This window comes from Streptomyces sp. NPDC048825, assembly GCF_043198355.1.
GTDB lineage: Bacteria > Actinomycetota > Actinomycetes > Streptomycetales > Streptomycetaceae > Streptomyces > Streptomyces xiangluensis.
Map to the genome: position 1 here is coordinate 227,344 of NZ_JBICUR010000007.1, position 19,684 is coordinate 247,027.

The 19,684-nt window shown below is 70.1% G+C and carries 18 protein-coding genes; 9 read left to right on the plus strand and 9 right to left on the minus strand.

The features are described 5' to 3' along the window. From ACGFNK_RS19470 to ACGFNK_RS19480, 3 genes are all read right to left on the minus strand, one after another. Positions 1–819, minus strand: a complete 819-nt coding sequence (locus ACGFNK_RS19470; protein ID WP_393417387.1) for an NPP1 family protein — start codon at positions 817–819, stop codon at positions 1–3. A gap of 124 nt (positions 820–943) precedes the next feature. Beyond that, positions 944–2,191 carry an MFS transporter gene (locus ACGFNK_RS19475; RefSeq protein WP_393417389.1) on the minus strand — a complete coding sequence of 416 codons (1,248 nt, stop codon included), beginning with the start codon at positions 2,189–2,191 and terminating at the stop codon, positions 944–946. Positions 2,192–2,526: 335 nt separating this feature from the next. Then, entirely contained in the window at positions 2,527–2,970 is a 444-nt protein-coding gene (locus ACGFNK_RS19480) for a MarR family winged helix-turn-helix transcriptional regulator (RefSeq protein ID WP_393417391.1), read from the minus strand. Between the two features lie 159 nt (positions 2,971–3,129). Here ACGFNK_RS19480 and ACGFNK_RS19485 point away from each other — a divergent pair, with 159 nt between their 5' ends. The 5 genes from ACGFNK_RS19485 to ACGFNK_RS19505 all read left to right on the plus strand — a co-directional run bounded on the left by ACGFNK_RS19485 (position 3,130) and on the right by ACGFNK_RS19505 (position 7,537). Next, positions 3,130–4,230 (plus strand): substrate-binding domain-containing protein, encoded by a 1,101-nt coding sequence (locus ACGFNK_RS19485; RefSeq protein WP_189321763.1) that lies wholly within the window; start codon positions 3,130–3,132, stop codon positions 4,228–4,230. A 114-nt stretch (positions 4,231–4,344) separates the two neighbouring features. Beyond that, positions 4,345–4,626, plus strand: a complete 282-nt coding sequence (locus ACGFNK_RS19490; RefSeq protein ID WP_393417393.1) for an FmdB family zinc ribbon protein — start codon at positions 4,345–4,347, stop codon at positions 4,624–4,626. Positions 4,627–4,650: 24 nt separating this feature from the next. Next, on the plus strand, positions 4,651–5,898 hold the full coding sequence (gene fmdA, locus ACGFNK_RS19495; protein WP_328773640.1) for a formamidase: 1,248 nt from the start codon (positions 4,651–4,653) through the stop codon (positions 5,896–5,898). Between the two features lie 20 nt (positions 5,899–5,918). Further along, positions 5,919–6,953 carry an alpha/beta fold hydrolase gene (locus ACGFNK_RS19500; protein WP_165342866.1) on the plus strand — a complete coding sequence of 345 codons (1,035 nt, stop codon included), beginning with the start codon at positions 5,919–5,921 and terminating at the stop codon, positions 6,951–6,953. Between the two features lie 2 nt (positions 6,954–6,955). Further along, complete coding sequence (locus tag ACGFNK_RS19505) at positions 6,956–7,537, plus strand: DUF1097 domain-containing protein (RefSeq protein ID WP_393417396.1); 582 nt, start codon at positions 6,956–6,958, stop codon at positions 7,535–7,537. A gap of 165 nt (positions 7,538–7,702) precedes the next feature. On the opposite strand, the gene ACGFNK_RS19510 is transcribed toward ACGFNK_RS19505, so the two are convergent. Next, entirely contained in the window at positions 7,703–9,103 is a 1,401-nt protein-coding gene (locus ACGFNK_RS19510) for a cytochrome (protein WP_393417398.1), read from the minus strand. Between the two features lie 151 nt (positions 9,104–9,254). Here ACGFNK_RS19510 and ACGFNK_RS19515 point away from each other — a divergent pair, with 151 nt between their 5' ends. Both ACGFNK_RS19515 and ACGFNK_RS19520 read left to right on the plus strand, forming a co-directional pair. Then, positions 9,255–10,658: a glutamine synthetase family protein gene (locus ACGFNK_RS19515; protein ID WP_393417400.1), complete on the plus strand. Its 1,404-nt coding sequence runs from the start codon at positions 9,255–9,257 to the stop codon at positions 10,656–10,658. 1 nt (position 10,659) lies between these two features. Continuing rightward, positions 10,660–11,808: an amidohydrolase family protein gene (locus ACGFNK_RS19520; RefSeq protein WP_393417402.1), complete on the plus strand. Its 1,149-nt coding sequence runs from the start codon at positions 10,660–10,662 to the stop codon at positions 11,806–11,808. Here the strand turns inward: ACGFNK_RS19520 and ACGFNK_RS19525 are convergent. Next, entirely contained in the window at positions 11,782–12,822 is a 1,041-nt protein-coding gene (locus ACGFNK_RS19525) for an Lrp/AsnC family transcriptional regulator (RefSeq protein WP_393417403.1), read from the minus strand. The two genes, ACGFNK_RS19520 and ACGFNK_RS19525, sit on opposite strands and share 27 nt — an antisense overlap. 166 nt (positions 12,823–12,988) lie before the next feature. Here ACGFNK_RS19525 and ACGFNK_RS19530 point away from each other — a divergent pair, with 166 nt between their 5' ends. After that, positions 12,989–14,266, plus strand: a complete 1,278-nt coding sequence (locus tag ACGFNK_RS19530) for an amidohydrolase family protein (RefSeq protein ID WP_393417405.1) — start codon at positions 12,989–12,991, stop codon at positions 14,264–14,266. Further along, positions 14,266–15,840 carry an AbgT family transporter gene (locus ACGFNK_RS19535; protein ID WP_393417407.1) on the plus strand — a complete coding sequence of 525 codons (1,575 nt, stop codon included), beginning with the start codon at positions 14,266–14,268 and terminating at the stop codon, positions 15,838–15,840. The genes ACGFNK_RS19530 and ACGFNK_RS19535 overlap by 1 nt, the downstream gene beginning before the upstream one ends. A gap of 26 nt (positions 15,841–15,866) precedes the next feature. Here the strand turns inward: ACGFNK_RS19535 and ACGFNK_RS19540 are convergent, their stop codons facing one another. Genes ACGFNK_RS19540 through ACGFNK_RS19555 form a run of 4 tightly spaced genes read right to left on the minus strand, consistent with a single transcriptional unit; the run spans position 15,867 to position 19,682 of the window. Next, positions 15,867–16,661 carry an alpha/beta fold hydrolase gene (locus ACGFNK_RS19540; RefSeq protein WP_393417409.1) on the minus strand — a complete coding sequence of 265 codons (795 nt, stop codon included), beginning with the start codon at positions 16,659–16,661 and terminating at the stop codon, positions 15,867–15,869. Beyond that, positions 16,658–17,731 carry an LLM class flavin-dependent oxidoreductase gene (locus ACGFNK_RS19545; RefSeq protein ID WP_393417411.1) on the minus strand — a complete coding sequence of 358 codons (1,074 nt, stop codon included), beginning with the start codon at positions 17,729–17,731 and terminating at the stop codon, positions 16,658–16,660. The genes ACGFNK_RS19540 and ACGFNK_RS19545 overlap by 4 nt, the downstream gene beginning before the upstream one ends. After that, positions 17,728–18,747: a 4-hydroxy-2-oxovalerate aldolase gene (gene dmpG / locus ACGFNK_RS19550; protein WP_393417413.1), complete on the minus strand. Its 1,020-nt coding sequence runs from the start codon at positions 18,745–18,747 to the stop codon at positions 17,728–17,730. The genes ACGFNK_RS19545 and dmpG overlap by 4 nt, the downstream gene beginning before the upstream one ends. Next, positions 18,744–19,682, minus strand: a complete 939-nt coding sequence (locus ACGFNK_RS19555) for an acetaldehyde dehydrogenase (acetylating) (protein ID WP_393417690.1) — start codon at positions 19,680–19,682, stop codon at positions 18,744–18,746. Before ACGFNK_RS19555 ends, dmpG begins: the two co-directional genes overlap by 4 nt. Positions 19,683–19,684: the final 2 nt, after the last annotated feature.

The following is a 19,684-nucleotide window of genomic DNA, read 5'->3' on the forward strand; positions in this document are numbered from 1 at the left end:
TCAGGCGTTGGGGTCGAAGGCGATGCCGGCCGGCTTGGCCGCGGCGAGATGGTTGTTGAAACTGCCGTCCTTGAGGCCGAAGTTGGCGCTGCCGAAGTTGGCCTGGCTCAGCCTGTCGCGCAGACCCGCGGGGTAGCCGTTCCAGCCGACCAGCGGGGGGTACTGCCAGGTGCCCTTGTGGTTCTCCGGCGGTTCGTCGCCCGCGGTCGCGGGGCGGAAGGCGTGCGTGCTGACGCCGTCCTTGTGGTACACGATCTTGGGGTGGTTTCCGTCCCAGCGGATCTGGTCGCGGCCGTGGACGCTGAAGCTGCCGTGGGCCGAAGTGGACACGTACATGGCCTGGTTGTTCTGCACCCACAGCACGACGTGCTCCCAGTCGTGGCGGTGTCCGCCGAGACTGCTGCCGGCCACGGCCTGGTCCTTCTCGAAGTACAGGCCGTACATGATGGCGCACCAGCCGTTGTTGCACTTGTAGCGGGAGTACCCATTGGTGTTGTCCAGGTCCGAGGCGTCGCGGCACTCGCCGTTGAGCGCTCCGGACGGGTTGAGGCCGCCGTTGATGGTTCCGTCGGGTCCGATGGCCGGCGTGGAGTAGCAGCCGTCCGTGTCGTAGTCGTACGTCGGCTGGAACGTCTGCTCCAGTGCCTCCGCGTTGGCGGGCAAGGACGGCGGCGGGGCCGCGAGAGCACTGCCCGGGAAGGCGACGACCAGCGCAACGGCGCTGCCCAGTACGAGAGTTGCCCTGCGGATCCGTGAACTCGTCTTCAACGCGTCCTCCTGATCGACCACGATGTGGGCGCATGATGGCACGATTGACATGCCCAGAACAGTCATCAGGAGGCACATTGACACCGTGACCCTCGCGAGGTGTTGAAACGATGAAGTGCCCGCTAATACATCGGATTTGACCAGCCGAGTCGGTCGGCGCACGAGTGCCGGCGGGTCAAGTACGGCTCCCGGCCCCTTCCGGTTGACGACCTGACGTGTCGTCATGCCGAGGCAGGAGGAGCGGTGTTGTGAGGATCAGGAGTCCGGCGATCGCGATCGCGGTGCGGGGGCCGGTGAGGCCGGCCAGCAGACCCCACAGGGCGGTCAGGGCCGCGACGGTGAGTTTGCTGGTGATCGACCACGCGGACAGGGTGCGGGCGACCCGGTCCGTCGCCGTCTGTTCGAGCCGGTAGGTGGCATACACCGGGTTGAACACGCCCATGCTGGTGATCAGCCCGAATTCGACGGCGATGACGAGCACGAGTCCGGCGGTGCCGGGGCGGACGAAGGCCAGCCCGAGCAACCAGCACGCGCGCAGCGTCCCGGCGGTGAGCATGACCCTGTGCTGCCCGAACCGCGCGACGAGCGGCCGGGCCAGTCGTGAGCCGACCAGGCCGCCGACGCAAGGCGCGGCGAAGGCGAGGCCGTACTGCCACGGCGCGAATCCGAGGTCGCCGAGCATGAGGACGGCGAGCACCGGCGAGGTCGCCATGATCAGGCCGCTGACGAGGATCGTGTTGAAGAACAGCGGGCGCAGCGCCGGGTGGGCCAGGATGTACCGCCACCCTTCGAGCAGGTCGCCGACTCTGAGTCGGCCCCGTGCGCCGGTTCGCGCGGGGCGCGGCTCCCTGCCGCCGATCGCGCGGATACCCATGGCCGAGAGCAGGTAGCTGACCGCGTCGGCCATCACGGTCATCACCGGGCCGAACAGGCCGATCGCGGCCCCGCCGAGCGGCGGTCCGAGCACGGTGGCGGTCCAGTTCGTGGATTCGAACCGCCCGTTCGCGACGAGCAGGTTCTCCGGCGGTACGAGCGCCTTGAGGCAGGCGCCGCTCGCCGTGGTGAAGGTGATGTCGGCCGCGGCGACGACGACTGACACGATCAGGAGCTGGACGAAGCCGAGCCGGCCGAGCGCGTAGGCGGCCGGGATGCTCATCAGTGCCGCGAACCGGATCAGGTCCATCGCGACCATCACGGGGCGCTTGCGGCGGAACTCCACCCAGGGGCCGAGCGGCACCGCTGCCGCCGCGCCGACGGCCAGTCCCGTGGCTGCCAGCGCCGACACCTCGGCCGGGCCGGCGTGCAGCACCGTGATCGCGATCAAGGGGAACGCGTCGAACGCCAGCCGCGTGCCGAACGTACTGACCGCGTACGCCGCCCAGAGCCATCCGAACTGCCGCCCCAGCGGGCGCCCGGCCGCCATGTCCTGTGCACCCCCCCCCGCTGCCTCGCTGGAACTACGTCGCGCTGATCAGCGAGATCCAACCGAGCGGGGGCCGAGCGGTCAAACAACCGCTCGGCCAGGAAGCGACAACCGCGGGTTGTGCCACGAGGTTGGTGGGCTGGCGCTCCGCTGGGAGGGCGGTTTGAAGGTGCGGGTTCGTCGTGGCTGGTCGCGCCCACGCGGCGGAGCCGCAAATTGACACAGCCCCGCGCCCTTTCGGGGCGCTACTCGAACCGGACTTCGGCAAGTTCGTCAGCGGCAACAACGCCCTGAGCCGCAACAGCCAGGCCAGGGCGACGAGTGCAACAGTCGTCTCAGGAACCCAGGCGTCTCCACGCCCGCTGAAGCAGAGTCCTGAGCAGTGCCGCCTCCTCGCCGCCGAGGGCCGTCACGATGCCCTCCTGCTCCTGCTCCACCGCCGCAGTCCAGCGACCTAGCGCCTCGTTGCCGCGCTCGGACGCGAAGACCAGCACGCGTCGCCGGTCCGCGTCGTCCACCCGCCGCAGGACGAGGTTGAGGGACACCATGCGGTCGACCACCTTGGTCAGGGTGGGAGCCGACAGCAGTGCGAACTCGGCGATCTCCGTCATCGCGTGGCCGGCGCCGTCGCCCAGGAACGACAGCACGCGCCACTCCTCGAGCGTCGCACCCTCCGCCTTCAACGCCTCACCGAGCCTCGATACGACGCTCCGCTCCACGAGCGTGAGCGCCCGCGCGAAGTCGAGGTCGGATACGGCCGTCGCCGGGGTCGTCGTCATCGCCCTGCCAAAGCTTCGTCGGTGTCGTTGCGGCGCCATGGTGACCGATCGTCAGCGCACGGCAGACCGGCCGGATCGCATGGAGTGATTCCACGATACAGTCATATCCTTATCGCCGCGAAATATTCTCGTAGCAACCAATCGCTAGTGTGAGCGCCTATGATCGAGAAGGCGTCTGTCCGGCTCGGCACTCCGGCAGGCCCCCGGACCCGGGACGCGCTGAATGTCGCCCTCGTGATCCCGCTCCAGGGACCGGCCGGAATCTTCGGCCCGTCCTGCGAATGCTGCGCCCGGCTCGCGGCCGAGGAGGTCAACGCCGAATCGGGAGTGCTGGGCAAGGAGCTGCGGCTCGTACTCGTCGACGGCGGGGCGCCGCGCGAGCAGGTGGCCACCGAGATCGACGCGCTGATCTCAGGCGGCGTCGTCGACGCGGTGGCCGGCTGGCACATCTCCGCCGTCCGGGAGGTCGTCGCCCCGCGCATCGACGGCCGGGTGCCGTACGTCTACACCGCGTTGTACGAGGGCGGTGAGCGGTCCCCCGGCGTGTTCCTCACCGGTGAGACCCCGAACCGCCAACTGCGGCCCGCCTTGCAGTGGTTCGCCGGCGAACTCGGCATCCGGCGGTGGACGATCGTCGGCGACGACTACGTCTGGCCCCGTTCCTCCGCCCGCGCCGCCCACCGCTATCTGCGCGAACTCGGCGGGGAGGTCTGCGACGAGATGTACGTGCCGCTGGGTACCAAGGACTTCGGCCAGGTCCTGGCCAGGGTCTCGGCCAGCGACTGCGAGGCCGTCCTGATGCTGCTGATCGGTGACGACGCCGTGCTCTTCAACCGCGCGTTCACCGCCGCCGGGCTCGACCGCGACCACATCCGGTTCAGCTCGCTGATCGAGGAGAACGTGCTGCTGGCGACCGGGCCGGAGAACACCCGGGGCCTGATGACTTCGGCCGGTTACTTCGAGGACCTGCCCACCGCGTACGGCCTTGACTTCGCCGCCGCGTACTTCCGCCGTTTCGGGCCCCGGGCGCCGGTGCTCAACAGCCTCGGCGAATCCTGCTACGAGGGCGTGCGCATGCTCACCGAACTGCTGCGCCGCGCGGGCACCATGGACATGGACCGCATCCAGGCGACCGCCGAGGGCCTCGAGTACGAGTCTCCGCGCGGCACCGTGCAGATCCGGGACCGCCATCTGAAGCAGCGGGTGTTCCTCGCCGCGGCCGACGGGCTGCAGTGGGACGTGCTCCAGCAGCTGCCGTAGCCGCCTCCTCCCCGTGGTGTGCCTTTCTTTTACACGCCCGTAACGCGCTGCCCTCTTGCCCAATTGCTTCGGTTGAAAATACTTTTTTCTCGAAGCTTTTGGAGGTTGGTCGTCATGGCCACGTATCAATACCGCTGCCCGGGCTGCGGCACCTTCGACGTGATCCGTCCGATCGGCCGCGCCCTCCCCCAAGAACCGTGCGACGCGTGCGGAGACCAGGCCCGCAGGGTCTTCACCGCCCCGATGCTCACCCGCACCCCCGCCCCTCTGTCCCGCGCCCTGCACGCCCAGGAGGCCAGCGCCCACGAACCGCGCGTCGTCGGCGAAGTGCCCCCGGCCGTCCGCAGTCCGGCTGCACCCGCCGACCCCCGGCATGCCCTGCTGCCCAAGCCCTGACTCCCCCTGTTCTGGAGGCCGTTCATGCCCGAAGTCGTCTTCAGCGTCGACCAAGCCATGTCCATGCGAGACCAGAAGGTCCCCGGCCACAACCGCTGGCACCCCGACATCCCGCCGGCCGTCACCGTGAAGCCGGGCTCGGATTTCCGCATCGAGTGCCGGGACTGGACCGACAACCAGATCGGCAACAACGACTCGGCCAACGACGTCCGTGACGTCGACCTCACCCACGCCCACATGCTCAGCGGCCCCATCGCGGTGGAGGGCGCCGAGCCGGGCGACCTGCTCGTCGTCGACATCCTCGACCTGGGCCCCGTACCGCAGTCGCAAGGAGAAGGCTCCGGGCAAGGCTGGGGCTACACCGGCGTCTTCGCCAAGAACAACGGCGGCGGCTTCCTCACCGACCGCTTCCCCGACTCGTACAAGGCCGTCTGGGACTTCCACGGCCAGCAGGCCACCTCCCGGCACATCCCCGGCGTCCGCTACACCGGCATCACCCACCCCGGCCTCTTCGGCACCGCACCCTCCGCCGAGTTGCTGGCCCGCTGGAACGCCCGCGAGCAGGCCCTCATCGACACCGATCCGCACCGGGTTCCGGCGCTCGCGCTGCCTCCGCTCGCCGACAACTCGCTGGCCGGCACGGCGGACGGCGAGACGGCCTCCCGTATCGCCGCCGAAGGCGCCCGTACGGTCCCGGCCCGGGAGAACGGCGGCAACCACGACATCAAGAACTTCACCCGCGGATCACGGGTCTTCTACCCCGTCCTCGTGCCCGGAGCCCTGCTCTCCGGCGGCGACCTGCACTTCAGCCAGGGCGACGGCGAGATCACCTTCTGCGGCGCCATCGAGATGGGCGGCTTCATCGACCTGCACGTCGACCTGATCAAGGGCGGCATGGAGAAGTACGGGGTGACGACGAATCCGATCTTCATGCCGGGCAACGTCGCGCCTCAGTACACCGAGTTCATCTCGTTCGTCGGCATCTCCGTCGACCACGAAACCGACACCAACCACTACCTCGACGCGACGATGGCGTACAAAAACGCCTGTCTCAACGCCGTCGACTACCTCATGTCTTTCGGCTACAGCGGCGAGCAGGCCTACCTTCTGCTCGGCTCGGCCCCGATCGAGGGCCGGCTCAGCGGCGTCGTGGACATCCCCAACGCGTGCAGCACCCTCTACCTCCCCACGGCGATCTTCGACTTCGACATCCGGCCGACGGCCGAGGGCCCGAGAAAAGCCGACCGCGGCCAGTGCGCCGTCACCTCCTGAAAGTCCTGAAAGGCAGCCCCATGAGTGACCATCTCACCTTCCAGCTGGGCGACTTCACCACCCAGAGCGGCGCCACACTGCGCGGCGCGCACCTCGCCTACACCACGTACGGCGAGCTCAACGCGGACAAGTCCAACGTGATCGTCTACCCGACCTGGTACTCCGGCCGCCACTGGGACAACGAGTGGCTCATCGGCCCCGGCATGGCCCTCGACCCGGCCGAGTACTTCATCATCGTCCCGAACATGCTCGGCAACGGCCTTTCCACCTCGCCGAGCAACACCCCGCCGCCGTACGACCGCGCCCGCTTCCCCGACATCACGGTGTACGACCAGATCGAGGCCCAGCACAAGCTGGTCACCGAGGAGTTCGGCATCGAGAAGATCCAGCTCGTGACCGGCTGGTCGATGGGCGCCGGGCAGACCTTCCAGTGGGCCGTCAGCTACCCGGAGATGGTCGAGCGGATCGCCCCCTTCTGCGGCTCCCCGCGCACCAGCCTCCACAACAAGGTCTTCCTGGAGGGCGTCAAGGCCGCGCTGACCGCCGACGCGGTCTACAACGGCGGCTGGTACGACGAGAACAAGTGGCCGACCACCGGACTGCGCGCGCTCGCCCGCGTGTACGCGGGATGGGGCTTCTCGCAGGCGTTCTACTGGGAGAAGGAGTACGAGAAGCTCGGCTACACCTCCCTGGAGGACTTCCTCGTCGGCTTCTGGGAGGGCTTCTTCCTCGACGGCCGCGACCCCAACAACCTGCTCACCATGCTCTGGACCTGGCAGAACGGCGACGTCGGGCTCACCCCCGGCTTCGACGGGAACACCGAGGCGGCGCTGGCCTCCATCAAGGCGACCACGCTGGACATGCCCGCCGAGAAGGACCTCTACTTCCCGCCGGAGGACGAGGCCTGGGCCGTCAGCCACATACCGGGCGCCGAACTCCGCGTGATCCCCGGCATCTGGGGCCACTTCGCCGGCGGCGGCAGCAGCCCCAAGGACACCGAGTTCATCGACACGGGTATCAAGGAACTGCTGGCCAAGCCGGGCGGATTGGCGTAGCCATGAGCAACGGACGCATCACACTGCCGCACGAGGTCAGCGCCTCGATCATCGCCTTCGCCACCGTCTTCCTGCTGATGAGCCCGCTCAACATGCCGACCTGGGCGATCTTCATCACCTGGGCTGGAACGTTCATGCAGGGCGGCCCGAGCATCGCCAACGCCATCTCCATGATCACCGCCACCACGACAGGGGCGGGGTTCGCGGTGGTGGCCGTCCTGCTCAACCGGGAGACGGGCACGATGTTCGGCACCGGGTCGTTCGCCCAGACCCTGGCGCTGGGCGTGGTGATCTTCTTCGTCAACGGCACCCTGCTGGCAACCGGTCGGCTGAAGCCGTTCGCTCTCATCCCGGCGATGTTCTTCGGCTTCGCATCGACCTTCGCCACGTACTTCGGCGGATTCGGCTATGACGCGGGGAATCTGGGCGCCGCCTTCGTCAGCGCCGCCGCGATGTGCGCCCTCGGCCCGCTCGCGGCCACTCTCGGACTGAGGCTGATGTTCGCCCCACCAGCCACGGCACCCGAGCCCGACGTACGCGAAACCGGGGAGGTGACACCTTCGGCCAGCGAAGCACGCGCCTGAGCACGGGGCCCGCCATGAGCTGCGCTGCACGACTGGCGGGCCCCTCATCGATCTCATCGGCGAGCCGACCGAGCCGAGGCCGAGGAGGGGGCGTGCGGCGCCATGTACGGCGCCGATCATGCCGGTTGGGACCACAACCACCCGCAGCGAGTCCGGCTCGGGGCATCAACGGCCCGCGCGGATCAGCCCCGTCAGGTACCGCCAGAGCGATGAGCGTTGCCGGGCGGACGGGTCCGGCACCACCGGTCCGGCCGCCTCCGGTTCAGGAGCGGCGGGCGCCGGCTGCTCGGCCGGTGAGGCGAGTTCGTACCGTACGGGCAGGGAGCGCAGGCCGCGCATGAACGGGGAGGAGCGCCAAGGGAGTTGGTCGGCCGGGAGGGCGAGGTCCAGGTCGGAGAACCGTTCGAAGAGGCGGCTCACGCCCACCGCCGCCACGGTGGAGGCCAGCTCCCGGGCCGGGCACTGGCGGCGGCCCGCGCCCCACGAGAGGTGGGCCCGGGTGCTGATCGTGGTGCTCCCCGCCACATGCCCGGCGAAGAGAGGGTCGGCGTGTGCGGCGGCCGAGGAGACCCACACCGGGTCGCCCGCGCGGATCGTGTAGTTGCCGAGCGGAGTGTCCTTGGCGGCGAACCTCGGCACGAAGTTCACCAGCGGCGGCTTGCGCATGACCGCCCGGTTCATGGCCTCCCTGACCATTCCGGCGGACAGGCTGGCCCGTACACCGCCCTCGCCCGCGACCACTTCGACCACGGTGTTGGAGACGAGGATGCCGACGTGGTCGGACGTCATGCCGAGCAGCATGAACAGCTCGCGGGCCAGTTCGTCGAGCGAGAGATCCGGGTGCGCCGCCAGCAGGTACGAGGGGAAGTCGTCCCCCGGTTCCTTCAGCTTCGCCGCCGCGAGTTCGGCCAGCGTCTCCAGCAGCCGCTCCAGCGCGGGTTCTGCGTCGGGGCCCGCGTCCAGTACGCGCCACATGTCCATCAGGGCGTCGTCGCCCTGCGAGCCGGGGAAGCCCAGCAGATGGCTGGCCACCATCAGCGGCAGCGGTCGCGAGAACTGCGCGGACAGGTCCGCCACACCCGTGCTGCCGCCCTGGGCGATGAGGGTGATCAGTTCGTCGGCGTACGCGGTGACGGCCGTCCTGAGGCGCTTCGCCTGAGGGTGGCGCGGGTCCTGGAACGGCTTGAGCGCCGCGTCCCACGCGCTCCGCAGCGTCCGGTACCCCGAACCGCCCTGGATCAGTACGTGGTTGACCTCGAGGGAGGGACCGAGCGGCCAGTCGGCGGGAACCCTGCCCTCGGTACGGGCACGCCAGTTCTCCAGCCCCTTCGGCCAGCCGTCGTCGTCCTGGAGCACCTGGAGGGACTCGCGATATCCCAGCACCAGCCAGGCGGGCACACCGAGCAGATCGACGGGCGCGACGGGGCCGTGCTGCTGCCTCAGCCGTTCGTAGACGAGGGCGGGGCGCGTCTCGTAGTCCCGGGTCAGCAGTGGCTGCGGGTTCAGCGCCTCGAGCCGTGTGTCGTCCAGGTCCACGGATGCGCCGTCATCAAACTGGGATTCCATCGCGTTGCGGCCCTCCGACACTCTCCGTAACGGCGGGCAACCGTTCGGTTTTGTTACTGACCGGTGGGGACCATACCTCAGGCCGGCCAGGGGGAGTTGTCCGGGTGCGGTATCCGCGTGAGGATCGGATCAACCTCGCCGAGGAGGACATATGACCACCCTTGCCGATCCCGTCCCGGGCGGGCGCCCGGGCGACGTCGAGCGGGCCACCGCCCTGAGCGCGGAGCTGACCGGGCGGGGTGTGCACGGCATCGTCCTCGCCTATGTCGACACCGCGGGCATCGGCCGGGTGAAGACGATCCCGACGGCCAAGCTCGCCTCGGCCGCCGCGTGGGGTGTCGGTATGTCGCCGGTGTTCGACACGTTCCTGGCGAACGACTCCGTTGTCTCCACCGACGTACTCGGCTCACCGGACGGCGATCTTCGCCTCTACCCCGATCTCGATCACCTGGTCGTCCTGTCCGGGCAGCCCGGCTGGGCATGGGCCCCGGTGGACCGGGTCACCCAGGAGGGCGAGCGGCATCCGGGGTGCGGGCGCACCTTTCTGCGCCGGATCGTCGCCGACGCCGCACAGCGGCACGGGATCTCGTTCCAGGCGGGCATCGAGATCGAGTGGGCGGTCGGACAGGGATCAGCCCCCGGCGACGACTTCGTGCCCGCGGTGTCGGGCCCGGCCTATGGCGCCACCCGGCAGGTCGAACTGAGCGACTGCACCGCCGAGTTGATGGCCGCACTGGCCGCCCAGGGCGTCGACGTCGACCAGCTCCACCCCGAGTACGCGGCCGGTCAGTTCGAGATCTCGGTGGGCGCGCTCGACCCGGTGGCCGCGGCCGACCGCAGCGTGCTGGTGCGGCAGACCATCCGGGCGGTGTCACAGCGGCACGGCCTCAAGGTCTCGTTCGCCCCGGCCGTCTTCGCCGAGGGCGTCGGCAACGGCGGCCATGTCCATCTCTCCGCCTGGCGCGAGGGGAGAAACCTGCACTCCGGCGGCGAGGGCCGGTACGGCATGACGGCCGAGGCGGAGTCGTTCGCCGCCGGCCTGCTCGCGCATCTGCCGGCGCTGACGGCCGTGACCGCGCCGAGCCCGGCCAGCTATCTGCGGCTCAAACCCTCGCAGTGGGCAGGGGTGTTCACCGCCTGGGGCCGCGAGACCCGCGAATCCGCGGTCCGCGTCATCACCGGCACGGCGGGCCATCGCGACCAGGCGGCGAACCTGGAGGTGAAGCCCGTCGACCTCGCCGCCAACCCGTATCTCGCGCTCGGCTGCCTCGTCGCCACCGGACTCGACGGCCTGGAGTCGTCCGCCGCCCTGCCCGACGAGATCACCGGAGATCCCGCGCGGTTCGGCGCCGAGGAGGCGGCGACCCGGGGCGTACGCCGACTGCCGACGTCGCTGGACGAGGCCGTCGAGGAGTTCCGCAAGGACGAGCTGCTCCGCGCCGCGCTGGGACCGGTCCTGGCCGACGCCGTGATCGCCGTGCGCCTCGGCGAGATCGCGGCCGTGGCCGGGCTGGACGACGGGCAGGTGGCAGCCGCGTACCGCTGGAAGTACTGACATGAGCGCCGGACCCGTCCAAGAGACGCTTGCCGCACTGCGGTTGGTGGATCACCACTGCCATGGTGTCACCGCCGCCGACCCGGACCGCGAGGGCTTCGAGTCGCTGATCACCGAGGGCGGGACCTGGCCCGGGATCTCGCCCTTCGACAGCCCGGTGGGCGTGGCCGTCCGCCGCCACTGCGCTCCCCTGCTGGACCTTCCGCGCCACGCGCCGCCCGAGGAGTACCTCGCCCGGCGGGCCGAACTGGGCCGGCGCGAGGTCGACCGGCGCTTTCTCGCCGCCGCGGGCACGGACGTCTTCTGTGTGGACACCGGGTTCGCCCCGGATCGCCTCACCGCGCCGCGGGAGCTGGCCGAGGTCGTGGGCGGGGCCGCGTACGAGGTCGTACGGCTGGAGAGCGTCGCCGAGGCAGTGGCGGCCGAGGGGGTCGAGCCGGACGCGTACGCGGACGCCTTCCGGGCGGCGGCGTGGGATGCCGTACGGCGGCCGGGCGTCGTCGCGGTGAAGTCGGTGGCCGCCTACCGCACCGGCTTCGGCCTGGACCCGGTTCGCCCCTCGGACGCGGAGGTCACCGAGGCGGCCCGGCGGTGGCTCGCCCGCGGCGGCCGGCTGGACGACCCGGTCCTCGCACGGCACTTGCTGTGGACCGCCGTGGACCTCGGGCTGCCGCTCCAGCTGCACACCGGCTTCGGGGACAGCGACATCCGGATGCACCGGGTGGATCCGACCCTGCTGACCGACTGGCTGCACCTGGCCTCCGGCACCATTCCCGTACTGCTCCTGCACTGCTGGCCCTATCAGCGCCAGGCCGCTTACCTGGCGACGGTCTTCGAGCAGGTGTACCTCGACGTCGGCCTCACCCTGCACTACGTCGGCCCCGCGCGGGCCCGGGCGATCCTGGAGGAGGCGCTGGAGATCACCCCGTTCCGCAAACTGCTCTACAGCTCCGACGCCTACGGAGTCGCGGAGTTCTACCATCTCGGCGCCCTCGCCTTCCGGCACGGACTGGCGGGGCTGCTCCAGGACCGGGTGGACGCCGACGAACTGAGCCTGCCCGACGCGCTCCGGATCAGCGGGTGGATAGGGCGCGACAACGCCTGCCGCGTGTACGGGCTCCCGCTATCCCACCCAGAGGTCCGGGCTTGAGGCGGACGGCTCAGGGCCGTGCGGGTTCCGCAGCGGTACGACGCCCACGCAGCGGCCGTCGCTGTCCAGCAGCCGGCCCATGTGCTTGACCGTGCGCAGGACCACGGACCGGTCGCCGATGGCCAGGCGGGGCAGCCGCCGGGAGAGGTGTGCCTCGAAGGTGTGGACGTCGGCCAGCTCACGCAGCCAGACGTCGATGACGAGGTTGTGGGGTCCCGCCGTGATCGCGCACGACCGGACCTCCCGCACACCGGCCAGCACCCGGACGGTCTCCGCCAGGTACTGGCCGGGTACGGACGCGAAGTACACCGCGGACAGCGGCCAGCCGGACAGCGGGCGGGCCAGGTCGCAGCGCAGGCTCACCCGTGAGGCGAGCAGCGAGTGGAGTCTGCGGCGGACCGTTGTCAGGCCCGCTTCGGTCGCCGCCGCCAGTTCGCGCAGGGACATCCGGCCGTCGGTGCCCAGCAGTTCCATGAGCCGCACGTCGAGGCCGTCCCATCCTGTGGGCTCGACCGCTGCGGGTGGCGCGGGCAGGGCCGCCTCGATCCTGGCGCACTGGAGCGAGTCCAGGCTGCGCAGCCTCCAACGGCTGCCCTCGGTGGGCACGCCCGTCGACACATGGGTACGGGTGGCCCGTACACCCGGTGTCGTCTGGAACAAGTACGTGGTGAGGCAGGCGAGTTCGTTGAGGTCCCGGGCGTGCACCGTGGCCACCAGGTCGCGGCCGCCCGCCATGAGCTTGAGGTTCGCCACGGCGGACTCCGTCGCGAGGGCCTGGGCCACGTCCTGAGCCGCGCCGGGCTCCGTGTCGACCTCCACCACCCCGCTCACCACGATCCGGGAGTCGGACAGCCGTGGATAGGCCGTCACCCAGGCCAGACCTGCCTCTTCCAGGCGCCGCCAACGCCGGGCCGCCGTCACAGGGTTGACGCCGAGCACGTCGCCGATCAGCGTCCAGGAGGCCCGGGGGCGGATCTGCAGCGCGTGCACGATGGCACGGTCCAGCTCGTCCATCTCGTCCGGTTCCCGAGTGGCACGATCCTGCGCTCCTCCGGGCGGCGCATTCCTGCGCGGTTCAGCGGGATCGAGGCCGAATGCTGCACTGTGACACGGCGTTTTCTTCTGCATTCCACACTCCATTCGCTTGTTTCCCGAGACCGGAGGAGTGATTCCGCCCACCATGACGGATGCCACGAAGCAGGAGACCACAAGGACCGCCCTGCGCGTCCGCAACGCCCGGCTCATCGACGGCACGGGGGCAACTCCCGTGGACGACGCGGTCGTTGTCATCGACGCAGAGGGAACCATCACCTACGCCGGCCCCGCCGCGACGGAGCCCGAGGACACCACCCCGACGCAGACCATCGACGCCGGGGGCCGCACGGTACTGCCCGGGTTCTTCGACTGCCACGTCCATCTCGCCTACGCGCAGGGCTCGCCGCCCGGTCGGCGCGCCGAACTCGACCCCGTTCTGGTCACCTTGGACACGGCCACACGGATGCGGCAGACCCTCGACGCGGGCATCACCACGGCCCGTGACGTGGGCGGTCTGTCCGCGGGCTACCGCACGGCCGTCGAGACCGGCCGGATCGTGGGCCCGCGCCTGCACACGGCCGTACGGATCATCAGCCACACCGGCGGCCATGCCGACGTACGCCTGCCCGACGGCACCGATCTGAGCGCGGGCATGTCGGAGATCGCGGACACGGCCGACGCGGCCCGGCTCGCCGTGCGCCGTGTCCTGCGGGACGGCGCCGACCTGGTGAAGATCTGCGCCACGGGCGGCATGGGCAGCCCGTACGACCAGCCCGATGACGAGGGCCTCCTGGAGGAGGAGATCCGGGCCGTGGTGGACGAGGCCCGGCGGCACGGGGGCAAGCCGGTCGCCGCGCACGCCCAGGGCAACGCGGGCATCGTCAACGCCATCCGGGGCGGTGTCACCAGCATCGAGCACGGCTACGGCCTGGACGAGCGGGCCCTGGAGATGGCGGGCGAGCGCGGCACCTTCGTCGTACCGACGCTGTCCACCGTGTACGCAGGCATCAACAAGGACACGATGCCGGACTACCACTACCAGAAGAAGGTCCGCTGGTCCGGGCTGACCAAGGAGAACATCGCCCGGGCCATCGGGTACGGCGCGCGGATCGCGCTGGGCACCGACGCCGCGGTCGGTCCGCACGGTGTGAACCTGATGGAGCTCAGCTATCTGGTGGACCTGGGCATGGACCCGATGGCCGCCATCGTCGCCGGTACCCGCACCTCCGCGGAACTCCTCGGTGTCGCCGACCAGTTGGGCACGCTCACGGCCGGCCGAACCGCCGATCTCGTCATCTGCGACGGCGATCCGCTCACGGACATCGGCGTCCTCGGCGATCCCGCCAACATCGTCTGCGTCGTCCAGGACGGCGTGATCCGCAAGGACCTGCTCCCAGCGGCCCCGACCGGAAGGCAGCCCTGATGTCCTCCTCATTGACCGGCCTCCCCACGCCGGACAGCAAATCCCCGGACCCCGAGCGGCGCGGCGCCCTCGACCGGGTGCTCTCGCTGATCGAGCGGGCGGGCAACGCCCTGCCCAACCCGATCGTCCTGTTCGCCTCGCTCTTCGTGATCCTGGGCCTCGTCTCCACCGCCCTCGCCCTGACCGATGTCTCCGTCGACGTCCCCGGCACCGACGACACCAAGCCGATCGCCGGGCTGTTCACCGGCGAGGGTCTGCGCTGGCTGGTGGAGAACCTGATCCCCAACTTCGCGACCTTCCCGCCGATCGGTGCCGTACTGGTCCTGATCATGGTGGTCGGGCTCGCGGAGAAGGTGGGCTTGCTGGAGACCCTGATGCGGGCCACGCTGGCCCGGGTGCCGCGGGCCGTGCTGCCGTACGCGGTGGCGCTCATCGCCAGCCAGGCGCACATGATGAGCGACGTCGCCGCGATCGTGCTGCCGCCGCTGGCCGCTCTGGTCTTCAAGAGCGCCGGACGTCATCCCGTCGCGGGTCTCATCGGCGGCTTCGCCTGCGTGACGGCGGGGTACTCCGCCGGCTTCACCATCGGCTCGCTCGACGCCCTGTACGTCGGGATCACCCAGCAGGCGGCCTCGGTGCTCCCTGCCGCCGACGGACTCGACATCCATCTGCTGATCAACTACTTCTTCACCGCGGCGAGCAGCATCGTCCTCGCCCTGCTCGGCGGATTCCTGATCAGCCGCGTCCTTGAGCCTCGGCTGGGCACGTACGAGCCCTCCGCCGACGAGCCCGAGCAGCGCAGCCTCGCCCTCACGCCCGTCCAGCGCCGAGGTCTCCTCTACACCGGTCTGGTCGTCCTGCTCTACCTCGGCGGAGTCCTCGCCCTGTGGCTGCCGCCCGGCGCTCCGCTGCGCGGTCAGGGCGGGGCCTTCGTGCCCTCGCCGCTCCTCAGCGGCATCGTCCCGGTCCTCTTCGGGGCCTTCCTGCTGGCGGGACTCACCTACGGCATCACGGTCAAGAAGGTCACCAGCACCGAGGACGCGGTGACCGCCGTGACCGACTCGGTGAAGAACATGTCCGGCTACATCGTCATGATGTTCGTGGCCGCGCAGGTCATCGCGCTGTTCACCTGGTCCAACGTCGGGGTGCTGCTGGCGGTGAAGGCCGCCGCGCTGTTCAACTCCATGGGAGTGACCGGCTTCTGGGCGATCGTCGTGTTCGTCCTGCTGGCCTCCTGCCTCAACCTCTTCATCGTCTCCGGCTCGGCCCTGTGGTCCCTCGTCGGCCCCGTCTTCGTCCCCGCGTTCATGCTGATGGGCATGAGCCCGGCGCTCAGCCAGGCGGCCTTCCGCATCGGCGACTCCGCGACGGGCGCCATCACCCCGATGAACCCGTACGTCTTCCTCATCCTGGCCATGCTCCGCCAGTACGAGCCTGAGGCCAGGCTCGGCACCCTGATCTCCCGGCTCGCCGTCTTCGTGGTGCCGTTCATGGTGCTGTGGCTTGTGGTCCTGGGAATCTTCTACGGATTCGATCTGCCGCTCGGGCCGGGAGCGCACATCGGTCTCAAGTGACCGTGTCCCGGCCTCAAGTGACCGGGTTACGCCGCCGCCACCCATTCCCGGACGACCTTCGACAGTTCCTCGGGCAGTTGTTCCAGGGCCGGGACATGGCCGCCGGACAGGACACGGGTCTCGCAGCCGAGGGCGGCGGCGAACTTCTCCAGGGAGGGCAGCGAGTAGTGGTCGCCAGAGGCGCAGACCGCGAGGGTCCGGGCGGTGATGTGGGGCAGACGTTCGTCCATCACGTAGCGCCGCACCGCCTCGTGGCCCTCCTCCACCCGGTCGAGGACGGTCAGCGCGTCGACCATGAACCGGTTGAGCGCGGCCTCCTCTCCTTCCTGGTAGAAGCCTCGGCGCCGGTTCCACAGCTCCAGCAGGTGCGAGCCGTCGGGTTTCGGGTCGACGTGGTCGACTGGTTTGCGCGTGGCTGCCGTACGCCGTTTCTCCTCGTCGACGAAGGAGGTCGCGGACAGCAGGAGGCTCGCGACCCGGTCCTGGTGGCGGGCAGCGAGTTCGACCGCGATCACCCCGCCCGTGTGGTGCCCGACGAGATGGAAGCGGTCCAGCTCCAGCGCCTCGATCAGGGCGTCGGCGGCGTCCGCGAACCGCTCGATCGAGTGCTGCCCCTCGGGTTTCGCGGAGGCGCCGAAGCCCAGGGTGTCCATGGCGATCGCCCGGTGTTCGGCGCCTACCAGGGGCAGTACGTCGAGGTATTCGGTCCAGGAGCGCGGGGTCTGGTGGAGCATCAGTACGGGCTCGCCGGTGCCGCATTCGGCATAGTGCAACTGCCCGAAGGGGCTGGGCACATAGCCCTTGCGCAGGGTGGGCGTCATCGGTGACCTGCCTTCGCTGGAGTGGGAGGGGAGGCGGGACGGGAGAGCGCCGGCAGCACCGAGGCGCCGACGGCTTCGATCAGTTCGGTGGGCGGGTCGTAGGAGCCGACGTGCTGGAGGAAGACCCCGGTGACTCCGGTGGTGTGCAGGGCGCGGAGGCGTTCGGTGATCTGCTCGGCGGTGCCGAACAGGCAGAATTCCCGGGCGAACTGGAGGGCGCTCTCGTCGCTGATCCATGCCGAGCAGATCTCGACGGCCCGGTCCCAGTCCTCCGCGTGCACGAGGTCCGGGTAGATGCCTTCGATCCTCGCGGGTACGTCGACCTCGATCCCGGCGAGGGCGAGGAAGGGCGCTCCGCCGTTCTGCGCGATCGAGGCGCAGATGGGTTTGAGCAGCCGGGCTTCGGCCTCGATGTCGTCGGTCACCGCGCAGAACGCGGAGACGGTCAGAGGGATGTCGTCGGCGTTCCGGCCGGCGGCCTCGGCGCCCTCCCGTACGCGGGCGGTGGCGCCGTTCAACGTCCTCGGCGAGACACCGCTGAGGAGGATCACGCCGTCGGCGATCTCACCGGCGAGCCGCAGGTTCTTCGGTCCGCTCGCGGCCAGGTGCAGGGGTACTTGGGGCTGCGGATCACGCAGTCGGGAGCGGACCCTGCCCTCGAAGTCCCATTCGTTGCCGTCCAGGAGCGTTCGCAGCATGCCGAGTCCCTCGCGCATCGCCGCCGAGGTGGTCTGGCGCAGGCCGATGGGACCGACCGAGCTGTTGCCCACGCCCAGGCCGAGCGTGAAGGGGCCGGGGGCGAGTTCGGCGACGCTGCGGGCCGCTGACGCGACGACGGCCGGGTGGCGGGTCGCCAGGTTGGTCACCGCTGTGCCGAGGCCGATCTGCTCGGTGCCCAGGGCGGCGGCGGTCAGGGTGGTGAAGACGTCCCGCCACAGCAGCTGGGAGTCCGGGAACCAGACGTCGTCGAAACCGAGTTGCTCCGCTCGTCGTACGGTCTCGACGACGCGGTCCGCGCGGTCGCAGGGCGGGACGCGGATCCCGATACGCAGCGGGATCCGTGCACTCACGCCCGCTCCCCAGTTGCCGCCAGGTCGAGGGCGATGTCGGTGATCATGTCTTCCTGGCCGCCGACCATTCCGCGGCGTCCGACCTCCACGAGGATGGCGCGGGTGTCCAGGCCGTAGCGGGCGGCGGCGCTCTCGGCGTGGCGCAGGAAGCTGGAGTACACCCCGGCATAGCCGAGGCTGAGGGTTTCGCGGTCGACGCGAACGGGGCGGTCCTGGAGGGGGCGTACGAGGTCGTCGGCGGCATCCATCAGCGGGAACAGTTCGCAGCCGTGCTGCCAGCCCATCAGGTCGGCGACCGCGATGAACGCCTCCAGCGGGCAGTTTCCGGCGCCGGCGCCCTGCCCGGCCAGCGAGGCGTCGACGCGGGTGCAGCCGTGCTCGACGGCGACCACGCTGTTGGCCACCCCCAGGGCCAGGTTGTGGTGGGCGTGGATGCCGAGTTCGGTGCCGGGGTCGAGGACGTCGCGGTAGGCGCGGAAGCGGTCCCGTACGCCGTCCATGGTGAGCCGGCCGCCGGAGTCGGTGACGTATACGCAGTGCGCGCCGTAGGACTCCATCAGCTTCGCCTGGCGGGCGAGTTCGGCGGGCTCCGCCATGTGGGACATCATCAGGAACCCGGCCACATCCATGCCCAACTCCCGTGCGGCGGCGATGTGTTGGGCGGCGATGTCGGCCTCGGTGCAGTGCGTGGCGATGCGGACGGAGCGGATGCCGAGGGCGTGGGCTTGTTTGAGGTCGTGGACGGTGCCGATGCCGGGCAGCAGCAAGGTGGTCGGAGTCGCCTGCCGTACCGCGTCGGTGACCGCTTCGATCCATTCCCAGTCGGTGTGGGCTCCGACGCCGTAGGTGATGCTGGAGCCCGCGAGGCCGTCGCCGTGCGCGATCTCGATCGCGGCGACGCCGGCGGTGTCCAGGGCGGTGGCGATGGTGCGGGCCTGGTCGACGGTGTAGCGGTGCCGGATGGCGTGCATGCCGTCCCGCAGCGTCACGTCCTGGAGGTACAGGGCCGGGGTCATCGGGCGGTCACCTCACGGGTGCGGTGGGCGGCCAGGCGTTCCGCGGTGCGCAGCGCGGCCGAGGTCATGATGTCGAGGTTGCCGGCGTAGGCGGGCAGGTAGTGGGCGGCGCCCTCCACCTCCAGGAACACCGAGACCTTCAGCGGTGCGGTGCCGGCCGGCACCAGCGTGCGCAGCGGGTCGTCGGCGGCGACCCTCTCGAACTGCACCTTCTGCTTGAGCCGGTAGCCGGGCACGTATGCCTGGACCCGCCCGACCATGGCCTCGACGGAAGCGGTGACGGCTTCCTCGTCGCACTCGGAGACAAGACAGTGCACCGTGTCCCGCATGATCAGCGGTGGTTCGGCGGGGTTGAGGACGATGATCGCCTTGCCGCGGGCCGCGCCACCCACCTTCTCGATCGCGGACGCGGTGGTCTCGGTGAACTCGTCGATGTTCGCCCGCGTGCCCGGCCCCGCCGAGCGGGAGGCGATGGAGGCGACGATCTCCCCGTAGTGCACGGGGGTGACGGCCGAGACCGCGGCCACGATCGGGATGGTGGCCTGCCCGCCGCAGGTGACCATGTTGACGTTCGGGCTGTCCAGGTGGGCGTCTGCGTTGACCGGCGGCACCACGTACGGGCCGAGGGCGGCCGGGGTCAGGTCGACCACCGTGCGTCCGAGACCGCGCAGCACCTCGTCATGGCGGCGGTGGGCACCGGCCGAGGTGGCGTCGAAGACGATCTGCACGTCTGCGAACTCGTCCATGGTGACCAGCCCGTCCACGCCCTCGTGGGTGGTGGCGACCTTCAGGCGGCGGGCGCGCGCCAAGCCGTCGGAGTCCGGGTCGATACCGGCCATCGCCGCCATCTCCAGGCTCTCCGACAGCCGCAGCACCTTGATCATGAGGTCGGTGCCGATGTTGCCCGAGCCGATCACGGCCACCTTGGTGCGGATAC

Excerpts from the sequence above, each read along its gene's own strand:
- ACGFNK_RS19470 (WP_393417387.1), bottom strand. The coding sequence starts at position 819 with ATGTCAATCGTGCCATCATGCGCCCACATCGTGGTCGATCAGGAGGAC.
- ACGFNK_RS19475 (WP_393417389.1), bottom strand. The coding sequence starts at position 2,191 with ATGGCGGCCGGGCGCCCGCTGGGGCGGCAGTTCGGATGGCTCTGGGCG.
- ACGFNK_RS19480 (WP_393417391.1), bottom strand. The coding sequence starts at position 2,970 with ATGACGACGACCCCGGCGACGGCCGTATCCGACCTCGACTTCGCGCGG.
- ACGFNK_RS19485 (WP_189321763.1), top strand. The coding sequence starts at position 3,130 with ATGATCGAGAAGGCGTCTGTCCGGCTCGGCACTCCGGCAGGCCCCCGG.
- ACGFNK_RS19490 (WP_393417393.1), top strand. The coding sequence starts at position 4,345 with ATGGCCACGTATCAATACCGCTGCCCGGGCTGCGGCACCTTCGACGTG.
- fmdA (WP_328773640.1), top strand. The coding sequence starts at position 4,651 with ATGCCCGAAGTCGTCTTCAGCGTCGACCAAGCCATGTCCATGCGAGAC.
- ACGFNK_RS19500 (WP_165342866.1), top strand. The coding sequence starts at position 5,919 with ATGAGTGACCATCTCACCTTCCAGCTGGGCGACTTCACCACCCAGAGC.
- ACGFNK_RS19505 (WP_393417396.1), top strand. The coding sequence starts at position 6,956 with ATGAGCAACGGACGCATCACACTGCCGCACGAGGTCAGCGCCTCGATC.
- ACGFNK_RS19510 (WP_393417398.1), bottom strand. The coding sequence starts at position 9,103 with ATGGAATCCCAGTTTGATGACGGCGCATCCGTGGACCTGGACGACACA.
- ACGFNK_RS19515 (WP_393417400.1), top strand. The coding sequence starts at position 9,255 with ATGACCACCCTTGCCGATCCCGTCCCGGGCGGGCGCCCGGGCGACGTC.
- ACGFNK_RS19520 (WP_393417402.1), top strand. The coding sequence starts at position 10,660 with ATGAGCGCCGGACCCGTCCAAGAGACGCTTGCCGCACTGCGGTTGGTG.
- ACGFNK_RS19525 (WP_393417403.1), bottom strand. The coding sequence starts at position 12,822 with ATGGACGAGCTGGACCGTGCCATCGTGCACGCGCTGCAGATCCGCCCC.
- ACGFNK_RS19530 (WP_393417405.1), top strand. The coding sequence starts at position 12,989 with ATGACGGATGCCACGAAGCAGGAGACCACAAGGACCGCCCTGCGCGTC.
- ACGFNK_RS19535 (WP_393417407.1), top strand. The coding sequence starts at position 14,266 with ATGTCCTCCTCATTGACCGGCCTCCCCACGCCGGACAGCAAATCCCCG.
- ACGFNK_RS19540 (WP_393417409.1), bottom strand. The coding sequence starts at position 16,661 with ATGACGCCCACCCTGCGCAAGGGCTATGTGCCCAGCCCCTTCGGGCAG.
- dmpG (WP_393417413.1), bottom strand. The coding sequence starts at position 18,747 with ATGACCCCGGCCCTGTACCTCCAGGACGTGACGCTGCGGGACGGCATG.